Origin of the sequence: Micromonospora sp. CA-249363 (assembly GCF_050950185.1) — a bacterium.
Lineage (GTDB): Bacteria > Actinomycetota > Actinomycetes > Mycobacteriales > Micromonosporaceae > Micromonospora.
Genome location: NZ_CP192020.1, coordinates 6,502,792 through 6,517,726, shown reverse-complemented (window position 1 = coordinate 6,517,726; position 14,935 = coordinate 6,502,792). Strand labels below are relative to the sequence as shown.

Sequence of the window (14,935 nt, the reverse complement as noted above, 5' to 3'; positions counted from 1 at the left end):
CGCCTTTTGGTTTCACAGGCGTTCTCCCTGCTCAAAACCGCCCCCCTGTCCCGTCTGTGCCGTCCAGCGTCGCTCTTTCCGAATAACTCTGGCCGCCGTCGACGGAAAATGTCCAGACGGTTTCGCGGCAATTCCGCCGGGTACTGCCCGCCGGGTCCGCAAATACGGGACGTCTGATCCAGGGCGTGGTGTGCGCTGTTCCCCGGTAGCCCTCTGCCCTGAGCCCGCAGACGTCCCGGACCCCCGGGGAGCGAGGGAGACCTGATGAAGACCGGAACACGAATCGGGCTGGCGGTCGGCTTCGGCTACCTGCTGGGCCGGCGTCGCAAACTGCGTACCGCGCTGACCCTGGCGGCCGCGGTGGCGGCCGGGCGCGCGAGCCGCGACCCGGGCGGCCTGCTGAAGCGGGGCGGTGACCTGCTCCAGTCGTCCCCACAGTTGAGCAACCTCAGCCGACTCGGCGGACCACTGGTCAACGCCGGTCGGTCCGCCGCGACCGCTGCGGCCGGCAGCGGCGTCGACGCGCTCACCGGCCGGCTGCGCGGCTCCGCCGACGCGCTGCGCCGCCGCAGCGGCAACAAGGGCGCCAACGGCGACCAGGGCGGCGATGGCGACCAGGGCGGCAGTGGCGACCAGGGCGGCGATCGCGACCAGGGCGGTAACGGCGACCAGCGCGCCAACCGCGACCAGGGCGGCGACCGTGATCGCGCAAGCGGTCGGGACGACGCGGCGGCCGGGCAGCGGCGGGGGCGGTGACCATGGCGGCAAACAGCAGCCCGGGCGGCCTCGGCGACAAGATCCGCGGCCAGTTGACGGACGAGGTGCGCAACCTCGCCGGTGCCATCGGCGAACGCGCGGTGAGCGTGGTGACGGAGCGGATCACCGGCGCGACCGGTCGCCTCAGCGAGTACGCGCGCCAGGGCGGTGGACCCGGCCTGGTCGCCGCCGCCACCGGAGCGCAGAAGCTGGCCGAGGGCGGCTCACCGATGAAGGCGATGCTGCACGCCGGAGTGGCCGGCGGTAAGGAGCGGGTGATGTCGGCTCTCGGCCGCGTGAGCGGTAAGGGCGGTAAGGGCGGCGGCAAGAACAAGGTCACCAACATCGTCGAGACGATCGAGGTCGGTGTCCCGGTGCGGGCCGCGTACAACCAGTGGACGCAGTTCGGCGACTTCCCGAGCTTCATGAAGAAGGTCGAGCAGGCCGACAACGACGAGGACGTCAAGATGACCTGGAAGGCGCAGGTCTTCTGGTCGCACCGGACGTGGGAGTCGACGATCGTCCGCCAGGTGCCGGACAAGCTCATCCACTGGCGGTCCAAGGGAGAGAAGGGGTCGGTCGACGGCACCGTCAGCTTCCACGAGCTGACCCCGGACCTGACCCGCATCCTGGTGGTGCTCGAGTACCACCCGCAGGGCCTCTTCGAGCACACCGGCAACCTGTGGCGGGCCCAGGGTCGGCGCGTACGGCTGGAGTTGAAGCACTTCGTCCGGCACGTGATGACCGAGGTGGCGCTCGACCCGGACCAGGTCGAGGGCTGGCGCGGCGAGATCCGCGACTCCCAGGTGGTCAAGGACCACGAGACCGGCCTGCGCGAGGAGCGGGAGCAGCGGGAGCAGCGGGAACGCGGCGGCCGCGAGCAGAACGAGCCCGAGGACGAGGAGTACGACGAGGAGCCCGCCGAGGAGCAGCCGCGCCGCCGGCCCGCCGGGCGACTGCGCCAGCGCCCGCCACGGCGACCGGCCGAGCCGGAGTACGACGAGGAGTACGAGGCGTACGAGGACGGCTACGACGAGGGGTACGAGGACGAGGCCGACGAGGAGCCGCCGCCCCCGCCGCGCCGTCGCGTTCCGGAGCGGGCACGCCGCTCCCAGCCCCGTGAGGAGCCGCAGCGGCCGCGACCGCCCGTCCGGCGGGGGTCGGAGCCGGCGCGACGGCCCGTGGTGCGCCGCCGTCGGGGGGAGGACGAGTGACGCTGGTTTCCGGTGGTGACGCCGTCGGTGGTGCCCTCGAGCAGGTCGGTTCCGGCGGCGGCCTGGCCGACGTGGTGGAGACGGTGCTCGACAAGGGCGTCGTGATCGACGCGCAGGTGTCGATCGGGGTCGTCGGCATCCCCCTCGTGGAGATCAACGCCCGGGTGGTGGTGGCGAGCATCGAGACGTACCTGCGGTTCGCCGAACTGGTGGACCGGCTCGACATCACCCCGGACGAGGGCGAGGGGTTGGCCGGTCTCGTCGGCGGTGTCACCGGCGCGGTCCGCGAGGTCACCGGTTCGGTCCGGGACGTCACCGGCACGGCGCGGGACGTCACCGGCTCCGTGCGGGACGTCACCGGCGATGCCACCGGCACGGTGCGGGACCTCGGGAGGGGCTGACATGGCGGACGAGACGGGACTGTTCATCTACGGGCTGGTGCCGTCGGACGTCGAGGCGACGCCCGACGCGGCCGGAGTGGGAGACCCTCCCGGGGAGGTGACGGTCGTCCGGCACGGCGACCTCGCGGCGCTGGTCAGCGAGGTGCCACTGGACGCGCCGCTGGGCCGCGCGGCGGACCTGCGGGCGTACCAGGAGCTGCTGGACGGTACCGCGGCCGTGGCCCCGGTGCTGCCGGTGCGCTTCGGCACCGTCGTCACCGGTCCGGATGCGGTGCTCGACCTGCTGCGGCCGCACCACGACCGGTTCGCGGCCGCGCTCGCGGAGTTCGAGGGTCGGGTGCAGTACGTGGTGCAGGGACGCTTCGACGAGCGGGCGTTGCTGCGCGCCGTCCTCGACGAGAACCCGGCTGCCGCCCAGCTCGCCGAGCAGGTCCGGGGGCGGGCCGAGGCGGCCAGCAGGGAGCCTCGGATCCGGCTCGGCGAGCTGATCAGCCAGGCGGTGGAGCTGCGCCGCGAGGCGGAGAACCGGCGGCTGCTCGATGTCACGGCCGAGTACGTGGTGACCACGCAACTGCGTCCGCCCACCCACGAGATGGACGCGGGGCACGTCGCGCTGCTGGTGGACACCGACCGCGAGGCCGACCTGGTCGACGTGCTGGAGCAGTACGCCCAGGACCGGCGAGGTCTGCTGCGGCTGCGGCTGCTCGGGCCCCTCGCCCCGTACGACTTCGTCTCCGCGCACCAGTTGGCGGGCTGACCGTGGACCTGCTCTGGGCGCTGTTGACCCTGCCGTACGCCCCCGTGCGGGGGTTGACCGCCGTGGTCGGGGTGGTGGCCCGGGAGGCCGAGGCGCGACAGCACAACCCGGTCAACGTCCGGCGCGAGCTGGAGGAGTTGGACGCCGCTGTGGCCGCCGGTGAGCTCAGCGCCGAGGAACGCGATCGGGCCGAGCAGCGGGTGCTGGACCGGCTAACCGGGGGTGCGGGGCGGCGTGCCGGTGGCACGCCGCCCACCACCGGGCGGTCTCGTGGTCCGGGTCGGGAGAGGGGAGTGCGTCATGACCGACGACGCGAGGGCCCGCGGGCGTGAGCAGGTCGACGAGGAGTACCTGGAGCCGGTGTCGGCGGCCGAGGCGGCGCGTGCGGGCCTGCGGCAGCTCGTCGAGTTGACCGGTCGCGAACCGTCGGTGACCACGTCGTTGGAGGCCACCCAGGACGGTTGGCTGGTCGGGGTGGAGGTGGTGGAGGCACGCCGGATCCCCGACTCGACGGACCTGCTCGGCCTCTACGAGGTGGAGTTGGACATCGAGGGGGGCCTGCTCGGCTATCGGCGGGTACGGCGCTACCAGCGCGGGAAGGGTGAGGTGGGCTGAGATGACCGTCGGGCAGCCGCCCTCGGTGGTGCAGAACTCGGGTCAGGTGCTGCCCGCTGGGCACGAGCCGGCCAATCTGGGCGACATCCTGGAGCGGGTGCTCGACCGGGGCATCGTGATCGCCGGTGACATCCGCGTCAGCCTGCTCGACATCGAGCTGCTGACGTTGAAGCTGCGCCTGGTCATCGCATCGGTGGACACCGCACGCCAGATCGGCATCGACTGGTGGGAGCACGACCCGTGGCTCAGCTCGCGGGCCCGCCCTCCGGTGGAGCCGGGGCCGCGCGACCCGGAGCAGGTCGAGGCGGAACGGCGTCCCCGGGTGGCGGCCCGGGCCCGCCGTCGCGACGCCGAGCGGGAGGAGTGGGATGAGTTCGACGGCTGAGGTCGCGCCCGAGGAGTCCGCCCCGGCGACCGGGGTGTGGCTGCACGGTGTGGTGCGCCACGTCGAGCCGGCGGCGCTGGCGGGGCTCGCCGGAATGGGTGGCGTCCCGGTCCGCGCGGTCGCGGCCGCCGGGCTGGTCGCCGTGGTCAGCCCCGCACCCCTCGACGAGTACGGCGAGGAGCCGTTGCGCCACAACCTGGAGGATCTGGCCTGGTTGGAGCGGGCCGCGCGGGCGCACCACGCCGTGGTGGACGCGCTCGCCCGACAGGGGCCGGTGGTGCCGGCCCGGCTCGCCACCGTGCACACCGACGACGAGCGGGTGGCGGTGTCGCTCGCCGACCGGCGGGCCGAACTGTCCGCGACCCTGGCGCGACTGAACGGACGTGGCGAGTGGGGCGTCAAGGGTTACCTGGTGCCGGGCGTGCCCGTCGAGAGCGTCGCCCAGGACGGCGGCGGGGTGGGCACGGCGTACCTGCGCCGCAGGCGCGCCCAGTTGACCGCCCGCGACGCACAACAGCAGGTGGCGAGCGTTGCCGCCGACGCCGTACACACCGCTCTCCGCGAGGCGGCCGTTGCGGGCCGGCGGCACGCTCCGCAGGACCGGCGGCTCTCCGGCGCGTCCGCACCGATGGCGCTCAACGGCGCGTACCTCGTCGACGTCGCGGCGCTGCCCCACTTCACCGAACTGGTCGACGCGTTGGGCGACCGTCATCCGAACCTCCGGTTGGAGCTGACCGGGCCGTGGCCGGCGTACTCCTTCGTGGCGGAACCGTCGGCCGACGTCGCCGGGGAGCCACGGTGACCACCGCGCTCGCGCCGAGCAGCGCGGATGATCCGCTGGCGTACCGGCCCGTCGCCCTGGTCGACCTGCTCGACCGGGTGCTCGCCACCGGCGTGGTGATCAGCGGTGACATCACCCTGGCCATCGCCGACGTCGACCTGGTCCGGATCTCGCTGCGCGCGCTGGTGGCGTCGGTCGGTGCGCTGGCGGCGGAGGACGCCGGATGACCGGCCGGGACGACGCCAGCGAGCTGGTCGCCGCGCTCGACGCGCGGTCCTGGCAGGCACCCCGGGTCACCCCGCTGGACGGTCGGATCTCGGTGGACCGTGACTCGGTCGAACGGGGGCTGGCCAGCCTGGTGCTGACCGTCGTCGAGCTGCTGCGCCAGCTCATGGAGCGGCAGGCGCTGCGTCGGGTCGACCTCGGCGACCTCACCGAGGAGCAGGTCGAACGCATCGGGGTCACGCTGATGGCGTTGGAGGAGCAGATGGCGGGGCTGCGGGAGCACTTCGGCCTGGCTCCGGAGGACCTGAACGTGGACCTCGGACCGCTCGGCCCGCTCCTGCCCACGGACTGAAGGTCGGCGGCGACGTGCCGGGGCCGCCGCCGACCGTCCGATCAGGCCGGGAGGCGTACGACGTCGTAGTCGATGGTGGGGCCGGGCTCGACGTCGAACCGGCCGTTCACCACGTAGAGCGCCGAGCCGAGCAGGTCCCCGGTCGCCGGCGATCGCAGCGCCGGGCTGGTGATCTCCCGCCGTACCACCCCGGCCGTTCCGCCGGCGTTCAGCTCGACGACCGCGACGACGTTCGTGAGGTTCCGGATCACGTAGAGGGTGCGGCCGCGCAGCACCAGCCCGTCCGCCCGGTCCACCGAGTAGCCGCCCAGGTCGACGACCCGGCTGGCGCCGGTGCGCGCGTCGACGCGTACCAGCCGGCCGGTCAACATCTGGGCGACGAGCAGGTCCCCGTCGGGAAGCGCCACGATCCCGTTGTTGAACGCGTCCGGCGTGGCGGCCGGACCGCTGAGCGGCAGCACCCGGGCAGCGGCGGCGGCGGGCAGCCGACCACCCGGAAGCAGCGGTACGACGTACAGCGCCGGCCGGGCCGAGTCGGTGAAGTAGACGGCGCGCGGGGTGATCACGAGGTCGTTGACGATGCTGCCCGGCTCGTCGGTGAACCGGTAGTGGGCCAGTTGCATGCCGGTCGCGCCGTCGTGGACGCTCGCCGATCCGGCCGAGAAGTCGGCGGTCCACAGCCGGCCCTGCGGGTCGAGCTTGAGACCTGCCTTCTGCCGGCCCGGAGCGCCGGGGATGAACACCGAACCGCGTCCGGTGCGGAGGTCGCCCCGCCAGACGGCCCCGTCGCCGACGGACCCGACGTAGACGGTGCTGCCCCGGCCGATCGTCAACCCTTCGGGGGCGTACCCGTCGGGCAGGGCGATCCGGGACGGGAACGACGTCGTCGGACGGGCGTTGGCGGGCGAGCCGACCGTGGCGAGGGTGGCCGCCGCGACCAGCGGCACGGCGAGTAGAGAGAGCAGCCTGCGCAAGAGGGTCACCGCCTGTCGTCGAGTGGATCTCTCCACTGGGGAACGTTTCGCTTCGACAACGCTCCTCGTACGGCAAAAGGTTGGACCCGGCGTTCAGGCCCGCTCGGCGGCGTACGCGGCCAGCCAGGCGACCTGGGCCGGGTCCAGCGACGGGCGGACCCGCTCGCGCGCGGCGGCCACGTGCGCGGCGGTGACGGTGGCCGCGGCCAGGGACTCCCGCATCGCCGCGAGCGCCGCCTCCCGGATCACCGCGGCGCAGTCCGCGGCCGAGAAGCCGGTGAGTTCCTCGCCGAGGGCGGCCAGGTCGACGTCCGACGCCAGCGGGACGTTCCGGGACGCGGCCCGCAGGATCTCCGCGCGCGCCGGACCGTCCGGTGGCGGCACGTAGACCAGCCGCCCCAGCCGGCCGGGCCGCAGCAGCGCCGGGTCGACCAGGTCCGGCCGGTTCGTGGCGCCGACGACCACCACGTTGCGCAGCGCCTCCACCCCGTCCAGCTCGGTGAGCAGCGCCGCGACGACCCGATCCGTGGTGCCGCCGTCGGTGGCCTGCCCGCGTACCGGCACCAACGCGTCGACCTCGTCCAGGAAGATCAGTGTCGGCGCGGCCTCCCGGGCCCGGCGGAACAGTTCGCGTACGGCGCGTTCGCTCTCGCCCACCCACTTGGAGAGCAGTTCCGCGCCCTTGACCGAGAGCACATTCGCCCGGCCCGAGCCCGCGAGCGCGGTGACCAGGTAGGTCTTGCCGCAGCCGGGCGGTCCGTAGAGCAGCACGCCGCGCGGTGGCTGCACGCCGAGGCGGGCGAAGGTGTCCGGGTAGGTCAACGGCCACAGCACCGACTCGGTCAACGTCTGCTTGACCTCGTCCAGTCCGCCGACGTCGTCGAGCGTCACCGACGCCAACTCCAGCGTCGACGCGGCCATCGTCGTGGGCCGGACCACCTCCAGCGCGGCGGTGAAGTCGGCCATCGACACCGTGGGCGTCGACGCGGACTTCTGCCGCAGCGCCGCGCGTACCCCGGCCTCCCGGACGAGCGCCGCCAGGTCCGCCGCGACGAACCCGGGGGTACGGCCGGCCACCTCGTCCAGCCGCACGTCGTCGGCGAGCGGGACCTGCCGGGTCAGCACGGTGAGCTGTTCGCGGCGCAGGGCCGCGTCGGGCAGCGGCACGCTGATCCGCAGCGACAGCAGGTCCGGAGCGCGCAGCGCCACGTCGACGGCCTCCGGCCGGCTGGTGGTGCAGACCACGGCGACCCCCGCCCGGACGACCTCCGCGAGCACCTGCCGGAACACCGTGGCCAGCGGGCCGGGTTCCTCCGCCGGGGCCAGTGCCTCCACATCGGTGACCAGCAGCACCGCCGGCCCGCCGGCCCGGGCCGCCCTCGCGGAGGCGCGCAGCCGGTCGGCGGCGGCCTGGTCGGCCAGCGCGGCCACCTCGGGCGCCCACAGCGGGTGTACGCGGGCACCCACCCGGGCCGCGACCGCCCGGACGAGCGCCGACTTCCCGGAGCCGGCCGGCCCGGAGAGCAGCACGCCCAGCGAGATGGTGGTGCCCAGCCGGCCCAGCACCTCCCGGTGGTGGAAGCCGAGGTCGAGGAGTTCGGTCAACTCGTCCGCCTGGGCGCGCAGCCCCGGCAGCTCGTCCACGTCCGGCGCGTCCGCCTCGGTGACGGCGTCGACCACCCCGGGCGCGTCCGCTTCGGTGACGGCGTCGACCGCCCCGGGCCGTCTGGCCGTTGGTGGCGCGCCGTGGGTAGCCGGGCCGTGCTCCCAGCCGACCACGGTGTCCATGGTGACCAGCGACCCGGCGGACTCCTCGACGGCGACCACGGTGAGCAGGGTGCTCGTCCAGGCGAAGCCGACGCTGGTGGCGAGGCTGCGCCGGGCCGCCTCGACGAGGCTGCGCGTCGACGCGTCCGGCAGCACGTCCTGCGGCAGCAGCGACACGTCGTCGCCCGCGGTGACCACCTTGCCGAGCAGGGCGAGCCGGAGCATCTCCGGGCTGACCGCCGCGATCACCTCCACCGGTCCGGCCAGGGTGACCCGGGCCGCCGGGGTCAGCGGTAGCGGCGACACGCGCACGGACGCGCCGTCCCGCACGCCCAGGTTGCCGAGCGTGAGGTCGTCGGCGTAGAGCAGGGCGCTGCTCGCGCCCGCCCCGGCCACCGCCGCGATCCCGGCGGTCTCCCGGCGGCCCGTCAGCCGCACCGGCGCGCCCGGGCGCAGGCCCAGCGCGGTCAGCGCCTCCGGGTGAAGTCGCACGATGCCCCGTCGGGCGTCCAGCGCGGCCGGCCGGAGGCTCGCCGTCAGGGTCAGGTCGGGTTGGGCCACCGACCGACCGTAGTACCCGTCAGCCGGTCACGGCGTTCAGCGCCGCGGATCCAACTCGTCCAGCAGCGACGGGTCGCGCCGGATCAACTCGGCGAGGCGGGCCGCCGGGTCCGGCGTCAACCCGTCCGGGCCGGGCGCCCACGCCGGCACCGTCCGCCCGGAGAGCGGCCAGGACGGCGGGGGTTCCACGGGGGCCGTCGGTGGCTCCGGGCCGACCGTCACGTCCGGGCCGTCCCAGGAAACCCGCAGCGGGTACGTCCGACCGTCGTGCTCGATGCGGACGGTCACCACCAGCCCGGGGTGGACGCCGACGACCTGGCGTACCGCCTCGGTCACCTCCTCGACCGGCCCCCACCCGGCGGTGTCGGCGGGGTCGTGCGGTTCCGCGTGCCGGGCCTGGCCGGCGTTGCGGGCCGGCGCGGCGGTCGGGCCCGGCGGCGGCAGGGAATCGTCACGGTCGTCGGCCCGCCGGCGCAGCGCCTCCTCGCGCCGGGCCAATCGGGCCAGCGTCTCGTCCAGGTCGCCCCTCACCAGATCACCCCTTCCCGCCACGGCCGGAGCCGGTCGGCTCAGGCCTTCCTGTCCCGGGTGGCCCGGTCCAACGCACGGTCCAGGACTACCAGCAGAGCGTCCCGCACCGAGAGTCGGTCCCGGGCGTCGAACTGCACCAGAGGTACGTGGTCGCCGATCGCCAGTGCCCAGCGGATCTCGCCGAGTTCCAGCGCGAGCCGCCCGTCGAACGCGTTCACCCCCACCACGAACGGCAACCCGGCCCGCTCGAAGAAGTCGATCGCCGGGAAGCAGTCGTCGAGTCGTGCGCTGTCGACGACCACCAGCGCGCCGAGCGCGCCCCGGGCGAGGTCGTCCCACATGAAGCCGAAGCGCGACTGCCCCGGTGTGCCGAAGAGGTAGAGCTTCAGGCTGCGGTCGATGGTCACACAACCGAAGTCCATCGCCACCGTGGTGGTGGTCTTGCTCGACCGTACGCCCGGGTCGTCCACGCCGATGCCGGCGCTGGTCATCTCGGCCTCGGTGGTCAGCGGCGCGATCTCCGAGATCGCGCCGACCGTGGTGGTCTTGCCCACCCCGAACCCACCGGCGACGAGGATCTTGACCGGTACGGGTGGCGCGGCCGACGGACGGCTGGTCGGTCCCGTGTCGGCCGGCGGCCGGTACGGAGGCGGTGGCGGGGCCGGCGGCGGCGCGCTGGCACGCCCGGACGTCGGACCGGTGCCCGGGGCCGCGCCGTAGCGGGCGGTGGCGCTGTTGCCGGCGAGACCCCCGATCGGGACGACCGGCCATTCAGGAGATCGCACGAAGTCCATCAATCACTCGCAGGATGAGGTCGGGGTCGTAGGCGTCGTTGACGTCGGTGACGTGCACGTCCAGGTGCCCGGCGGCCCGCAGGTCGCCCACCAGCACCCGGGTCACGCCGAACTGGAGCCGGGCCCGGGCGGAGATCTCGGCCACCGAGATCGGATCGGCGCAGAGCGCGATGATCGCCTGAAGCTCCGGCGCCAGCAGGGTGACCGGTGTGCCCGTCCACCGGCCACCGTCGGAGCGGGTCACCTGCGTCTCGAGCCCGATCGCCGGGTCGGCGCCGGCCACCCGCCCGGCGGTGAGCACGAACGGCCGCAGGCCGGCCGGGCCGCTGTCGTCCGGCGCCGACTCCGGCGCCGCCGGCGCGCCGCCCCCACCCGGGTGCGGCGTGCGCAGGTAGGGGCGGATCCGTACCCCGGGCTCCGGGTCCGGATCCTCGCCGGCGACGTCGGGAGTCACTGCTGAACGGCGTTCTTCAGCTCGGCGATGAGGCGCGGGGTGAGCGCGCCGCCGGCCCGGCCGGCGAAGAGCGTCATCTCGTACGCGACGGTGCCCAGGTTCGCCGATCGGTCGGCGACGACGCCCAGGACGGAACCGCTGCTGATGGCGCTGATCAACAGGTACCCGTCGGCCATGTCGACGATCACCCGGTTGAGGCCGCCGAGCGCGTACCAACTGGCCGCGCCCCCGGCGAGGCTGGTCATGCCGGAGACCACGGCGGCCAGACGCTCCGCGTTGGAGCGGTCCTTGATGGCCGACATGGCCATCAGCAGCCCGTCCGAGGAGACCGCGATCGCCTCCAACACCCCGGCGGTGCTGGAGGTGAAGGAGTCCAGCAGCCAGTTGAACGTGCGGGCCTCGGGGCTGAGGTCCCCGGCGGCTCCCGGCTGGGTCTGGTGGTCGACGTTGTCGTGCAGGAAGGGGCTGGTCACCGTGATGATCCTTCTTCGTTCCGACGATCTGGGCTGACTTCGCGGAGAGCACGGGCGACGCCCGCCTCGAACTCGGTGATGAGGCTGCGCACCTCGGCCGGATCGCCGAGCTGCGGGCTGACTGGTTGGCTGGGCGGTGAGACCGTCAGGTTCGCGCCGGGCACGCGCCGGCTCAGCCGGGGACGGCCCCGGTTGGAGCCGCCGGTGTCCGCCACGGTCGGGCCGAGGCCGCCCGGGGTGGTGGGCAGGTCGACGGTAGCGCCGGGATCCGCCACTGTGGGCCCCGCGCTGGCGGGCGGGTCGGTGACCGTCCGCATCGCCCAGTTCCCGCCGGGGCCATCGGCCCCAGGGGTGCTCGACTCGGCCCGGCGTACGCCCGACTGGAACGCCTCGACAAGTGCCCGGGCGGCATCCGGGTCGGCGCCGGTGGCGTCGACCGGCCGGGTGGGTGCGGCGGTGGCGGCGAGGCTCGCGCCGGGTACCCGCTGCCGGATCCGGGGACCGGTGGACGTCCCCGCCGTCGTGGCGCTCTGCGCGACGGCGGTGGGTTGCGGTGTCGTACGGGCGGTCCCGGCCGTGTCCGCCGACTCCCGAGCGCCGAAGGCGTCCCAGGACTCGCCGGCCTCGAGGCTGCGGGTGGCCCGGCTGAGCAGGTCCGTGTCGAAGCCGGCCGGTGCCACGACGGCGGCTGCCGCGGTGGCCGGTGTGGCCGCCGGTGCGGTGGCGGCCGGCGCGGCGGCGGCGCCCCGGGCACGTGCCCCCCCGGCGGAGTCGAGAGCCGGCCGTCGCCCGCGGTCCGGTACGGCGGCCCGGGCGACCGTCGCCCCGGCCCGATCAGCGCGGCGCAGCACCAGTGACCCCTGCGGGATCTCCACCTGGGCGGTCACTCCGCCGCCCACGGTGGCGGCGAGACTCACCTCCAGGCCATGGCGGCGGGCCAGCCGGCCCACCACGAACAGGCCGAGCACCTCGGTCGGCGCGAGGTCGAGACGTTCCCGCCGGGTGAGCCGGGCGTTCTCCTCGGCGAGGCGCTGCTCGCTCATGCCGATGCCGTGGTCCACCACGGTGATCCGGGCGCCCTGCCCGGAGGTCTCGCCGGTCACCACGACCCGGGTGTGCGGTGGAGAGAAGACCGTCGCGTTCTCCATCAGCTCGGCCAGTGCCAGGACGAGGTCGCCGACGATGGCCGGCGCGGCGGCGACACCCGCCGGCACCTGAACATCGACGCGGGTGTAGTCCTCGATCTCGCCGAGCGCCAACCGGACCACGTCGGCCAGCGGAACCGGCGCCGTGTGCGCGTCGGCGCCGGCCGAGCCGGAGAGGACCACGAGGCTGCCGGCGTTGCGCCGCAGGCGGCTGGAGATGTGGTCGAGCCGGTACAGGTGCTCCAACCGGCCCGCGTCGGCCTCCTGCTGCTCCAACCGGTCGATCAGCGCGAGCTGCCGGCTCACCAGGTTCTGGGTACGTCGTCCGACGTGCCCGAACATCTGCGCCACGTTGCGCCGGCCGGCGATCTGCCGCTCGACCAGCTGGGCAGCGGTGTTCTGCACCCGGTCGAACGCCCGGGCCAGATCACCGATCTCGTCGCTGGACCGGATGACCACCGGCTCCAACCGGACCGACTGGACGCTCTCCGCCTCGTCGTCGGTGACCCGGACCAGCTCCGCCTCCGCGACCCGGGCGACCCGGTCGGCGGAGCGGGTGAGCTGGGTCAGCGGTCGGGCCACCGTACGCGCCACCGCCGCGCTGAGCAGCACCACCAGCGCCAGGATCAGCGCCGCCGCGCCAGCCACCAGGTAGGCGGCGGTCAGCGCCCGCCGCTGGTCGGCCTTCACCTCGGCGAGAACGTCCGCGACGATCTTCTTCTCGACGAACTGGCCGAGCCGGATCATCGTGCGGACGGCCGGGAACAGCGCCTCCATCGGCACGTCGCGGACCGCTCCGGCCGGGTCCCGGGCGCTGGTGATCAGGAAGTCGGGGCTGGTACGCGCGGCCACGGCAGCGTCGTTGAGCTGCGCCACCTTGAGCTGCTCGGGCGTGATCAGGCTGCGGAAGCGCGCGTTGTCGACCTGGAGGGCGGCGATGCACGCCACGTAGCCGGCGGTGGTGTCCGGAGTGCCGATGGCCTTGACGAGGATGCTCAGGGTGGCGCAGGCGCCGATGCCCTCGTCGGCGCGGAGCAGCCCGTCCAGGGCGAGCACCTGGCGGCCGGGCAACGTTTCGGTGTCCACCGAGAAGACCAGCCGAAGCGATCCGATCAACTCCCTGTTGACCGGCCCGAAGGCGTCCATCACCTGGCCGGGGTTCGCGGTACGGGCCAGCACCGCCCTGCGCAGGTCGCCGAGGCGGGACACCCCGTTGAGCGCGTGGTCGACCTGCTCGGTCAGCGCGTCGCCGCCGTCAGCCCGCAGGTCGGCCACCCGGTCGTCGACGTCGGCTGCCTTGCGGGTCACCTCCGAGCGTTCGACCCGACCGAGCAGGAAGCCGATCGACAGGATGCGCTCCTGCTGGAGGTCCTGGACGAGGCTGCCGACCCGGCTGGCGAGCCGTACCTGGTCGGTGATGTCGGCGGCGCGCTGGGCGGCGGCCACCCGGTCGAGCACCACGGGCACCGCGAGACCGACCATGCTCAGCAGGGGAATCACCACGAGCAGCGCGAGCTTCCCACGGATCCGGAGCCTAGCGAGCAGCATCGAACGGCCCCCACTGCTCGACGACCGGCTCGTGGGCCGCTCCCACCGGTTGCAGCGGTCGGATGTCGGTCGCGGCCGGTGGCTGCCAGGGGTCGCTGGGCGGCGGGGCCGCAGGGGTCGCGACGTCCGGTGCGGCGGCGCGTCGACGTGCCCGTCGGTCGGCGGCGATCAGCAGCCCGGCGAGCCAGATCAGCACCAGCGCGGCCACCGTGGCCGCCCCGCCGGCCAGCCAACGGTCCCGAGCCAGCCCGTCGATCCGTTCGGTGAGCAGGGTGTCCAGTTCACCGAGGATGACGGGCTGGAGCTGCCGGGCGGCGTTGCGCGAGTTGAGCGCGGCGGCGGCCAGTTGGCCCTGGTCGACGACGCCGGAGGCGCTGGGCGTCGAGTACAGGGCCAGCGCCTCCACCGACCGCTGGTAGGAGTCGAGCGGGGTCAGCACGTTGGCGCCCAGGTCGGTGCTCTCGGAGTTGTCCACGGCGGAGCGCAGGTTGTCGACCACGTCGGTCGCGGGCGACAGGGCGGACACCCGCAGACCGGTCATCTCCATCAGGCTCCGGGGCCGTTCGGCGGCCGGTCGCCGACCGGCGAGCACACCCAGGTCGGCGAGCCGGCCGGCGGCCACCACCGCCTCGGGCAGCTCCTGGCCGGCGCTGTCCTGGAGGAAGAAGGAGTCGGCGCCCGGGTCACGAACCAGCCCCGAGCTCTCCCGGACCTTGCGGTGCAGGGCGAGCAGCAGGTCGGTGACCTCGCCGTACGCGGTGAAGGCGGCCTCCGGGTCGGCGGGGCTGCGCTCGCGCAGCGCCTCCAGCTTGGCCCGCAGCCCGGCCCACCGTTCCTGCGTGCGCAGTTGTCCGCCGATGCGGGCGTCCACCGCGGCGGCCTGCTCGACCGCGCGGGTCAGCGGCTCGCCGGGGACACCCCGGCCGGCGACGGCGTTGGACTGGGCCTCCACCAGCGCCTCGGTGATCGGGGCGAGGGCGCGGAGGTACTCCACGCCGAGTCGTTCGGAGTCGGCCAGGCTGCGATCGTCGCCGATCTGTCGCCAGGTGGACGCGAAGAGCGTCCCGACCGGCGCGAGCAGCGCGACGATGAGCAGCAGCGGCAGTGACCGGCCAAGAATGGACGTCCGTCGACGGGCCCGCGGCGCGGGGACTGTCATGGTGTTTCTCCTCCGGCGTCGGGCGGGGGATCGGCGCGGTGTC

Annotated in this window: 17 protein-coding genes and 1 pseudogene; 10 read left to right on the top strand and 8 right to left on the bottom strand. The window is 74.2% G+C overall.

Translation table 11 applies throughout. The annotated features are described in order from the left end of the window. Window positions 1-264: 264 nt before the first annotated feature. Genes ACQPZK_RS29285 through ACQPZK_RS29240 form a run of 10 tightly spaced genes read left to right on the top strand, consistent with a single transcriptional unit; the run spans window position 265 to window position 5,486 of the window. Window positions 265-756 (top strand): hypothetical protein, encoded by a 492-nt coding sequence (locus ACQPZK_RS29285; RefSeq protein ID WP_433535975.1) that lies wholly within the window; start codon window positions 265-267, stop codon window positions 754-756. A 2-nt stretch (window positions 757-758) separates the two neighbouring features. Then, a complete protein-coding gene (locus ACQPZK_RS29280; protein ID WP_433539349.1) occupies window positions 759-1,970 on the top strand; it encodes an SRPBCC family protein in 1,212 nt (403 codons plus the stop codon). Further along, window positions 1,967-2,371: a gas vesicle protein GvpJ gene (gvpJ, locus tag ACQPZK_RS29275; RefSeq protein ID WP_433535974.1), complete on the top strand. Its 405-nt coding sequence runs from the start codon at window positions 1,967-1,969 to the stop codon at window positions 2,369-2,371. The genes ACQPZK_RS29280 and gvpJ (ACQPZK_RS29275) overlap by 4 nt, the downstream gene beginning before the upstream one ends. 1 nt (window position 2,372) lies before the next feature. After that, window positions 2,373-3,128 (top strand): GvpL/GvpF family gas vesicle protein, encoded by a 756-nt coding sequence (locus ACQPZK_RS29270; protein WP_433535973.1) that lies wholly within the window; start codon window positions 2,373-2,375, stop codon window positions 3,126-3,128. 2 nt (window positions 3,129-3,130) lie between these two features. Next, on the top strand, window positions 3,131-3,460 hold the full coding sequence (locus ACQPZK_RS29265) for a gas vesicle protein GvpG (RefSeq protein ID WP_433535972.1): 330 nt from the start codon (window positions 3,131-3,133) through the stop codon (window positions 3,458-3,460). Next, the gene (locus ACQPZK_RS29260) at window positions 3,429-3,743 is read left to right on the top strand and encodes a gas vesicle protein (RefSeq protein ID WP_433535971.1); all 315 of its coding nucleotides are present in this window, start codon (window positions 3,429-3,431) and stop codon (window positions 3,741-3,743) included. The genes ACQPZK_RS29265 and ACQPZK_RS29260 overlap by 32 nt, the downstream gene beginning before the upstream one ends. 1 nt (window position 3,744) lies before the next feature. Beyond that, window positions 3,745-4,128, top strand: coding sequence for a gas vesicle protein GvpJ (gvpJ, locus tag ACQPZK_RS29255; RefSeq protein ID WP_433535970.1), 384 nt, complete (start codon window positions 3,745-3,747; stop codon window positions 4,126-4,128). Next, window positions 4,112-4,930 carry a GvpL/GvpF family gas vesicle protein gene (locus ACQPZK_RS29250; protein ID WP_433535969.1) on the top strand — a complete coding sequence of 273 codons (819 nt, stop codon included), beginning with the start codon at window positions 4,112-4,114 and terminating at the stop codon, window positions 4,928-4,930. The genes gvpJ (ACQPZK_RS29255) and ACQPZK_RS29250 overlap by 17 nt, the downstream gene beginning before the upstream one ends. Next, window positions 4,927-5,136, top strand: a complete 210-nt coding sequence (locus ACQPZK_RS29245; protein ID WP_396800027.1) for a gas vesicle protein — start codon at window positions 4,927-4,929, stop codon at window positions 5,134-5,136. Before ACQPZK_RS29250 ends, ACQPZK_RS29245 begins: the two co-directional genes overlap by 4 nt. Beyond that, the gene (locus ACQPZK_RS29240; protein WP_433535968.1) at window positions 5,133-5,486 is read left to right on the top strand and encodes a gas vesicle protein K; all 354 of its coding nucleotides are present in this window, start codon (window positions 5,133-5,135) and stop codon (window positions 5,484-5,486) included. The genes ACQPZK_RS29245 and ACQPZK_RS29240 overlap by 4 nt, the downstream gene beginning before the upstream one ends. Before the next feature lie 41 nt (window positions 5,487-5,527). Here the strand turns inward: ACQPZK_RS29240 and ACQPZK_RS29235 are convergent, their stop codons facing one another. From ACQPZK_RS29235 to ACQPZK_RS29200, 8 genes and pseudogenes are all read right to left on the bottom strand, one after another. Further along, window positions 5,528-6,469: an SMP-30/gluconolactonase/LRE family protein gene (locus ACQPZK_RS29235; RefSeq protein ID WP_433535967.1), complete on the bottom strand. Its 942-nt coding sequence runs from the start codon at window positions 6,467-6,469 to the stop codon at window positions 5,528-5,530. A gap of 84 nt (window positions 6,470-6,553) precedes the next feature. Continuing rightward, window positions 6,554-8,788, bottom strand: a pseudogene (locus ACQPZK_RS29230) (AAA family ATPase). Window positions 8,789-8,824: 36 nt separating this feature from the next. Beyond that, complete coding sequence (locus ACQPZK_RS29225; RefSeq protein ID WP_433535966.1) at window positions 8,825-9,319, bottom strand: hypothetical protein; 495 nt, start codon at window positions 9,317-9,319, stop codon at window positions 8,825-8,827. Window positions 9,320-9,357: 38 nt separating this feature from the next. After that, window positions 9,358-10,113 (bottom strand): GTP-binding protein, encoded by a 756-nt coding sequence (locus ACQPZK_RS29220; protein WP_433535965.1) that lies wholly within the window; start codon window positions 10,111-10,113, stop codon window positions 9,358-9,360. Continuing rightward, the gene (locus tag ACQPZK_RS29215) at window positions 10,091-10,567 is read right to left on the bottom strand and encodes a DUF742 domain-containing protein (RefSeq protein WP_433535964.1); all 477 of its coding nucleotides are present in this window, start codon (window positions 10,565-10,567) and stop codon (window positions 10,091-10,093) included. Before ACQPZK_RS29215 ends, ACQPZK_RS29220 begins: the two co-directional genes overlap by 23 nt. Continuing rightward, a complete protein-coding gene (locus ACQPZK_RS29210; RefSeq protein WP_433535963.1) occupies window positions 10,564-11,040 on the bottom strand; it encodes a roadblock/LC7 domain-containing protein in 477 nt (158 codons plus the stop codon). Before ACQPZK_RS29210 ends, ACQPZK_RS29215 begins: the two co-directional genes overlap by 4 nt. Then, window positions 11,037-13,733 carry a nitrate- and nitrite sensing domain-containing protein gene (locus ACQPZK_RS29205; protein ID WP_433535962.1) on the bottom strand — a complete coding sequence of 899 codons (2,697 nt, stop codon included), beginning with the start codon at window positions 13,731-13,733 and terminating at the stop codon, window positions 11,037-11,039. Before ACQPZK_RS29205 ends, ACQPZK_RS29210 begins: the two co-directional genes overlap by 4 nt. Continuing rightward, window positions 13,720-14,892 (bottom strand): hypothetical protein, encoded by a 1,173-nt coding sequence (locus tag ACQPZK_RS29200; RefSeq protein WP_433535961.1) that lies wholly within the window; start codon window positions 14,890-14,892, stop codon window positions 13,720-13,722. The genes ACQPZK_RS29205 and ACQPZK_RS29200 overlap by 14 nt, the downstream gene beginning before the upstream one ends. Window positions 14,893-14,935 lie beyond the last annotated feature (43 nt).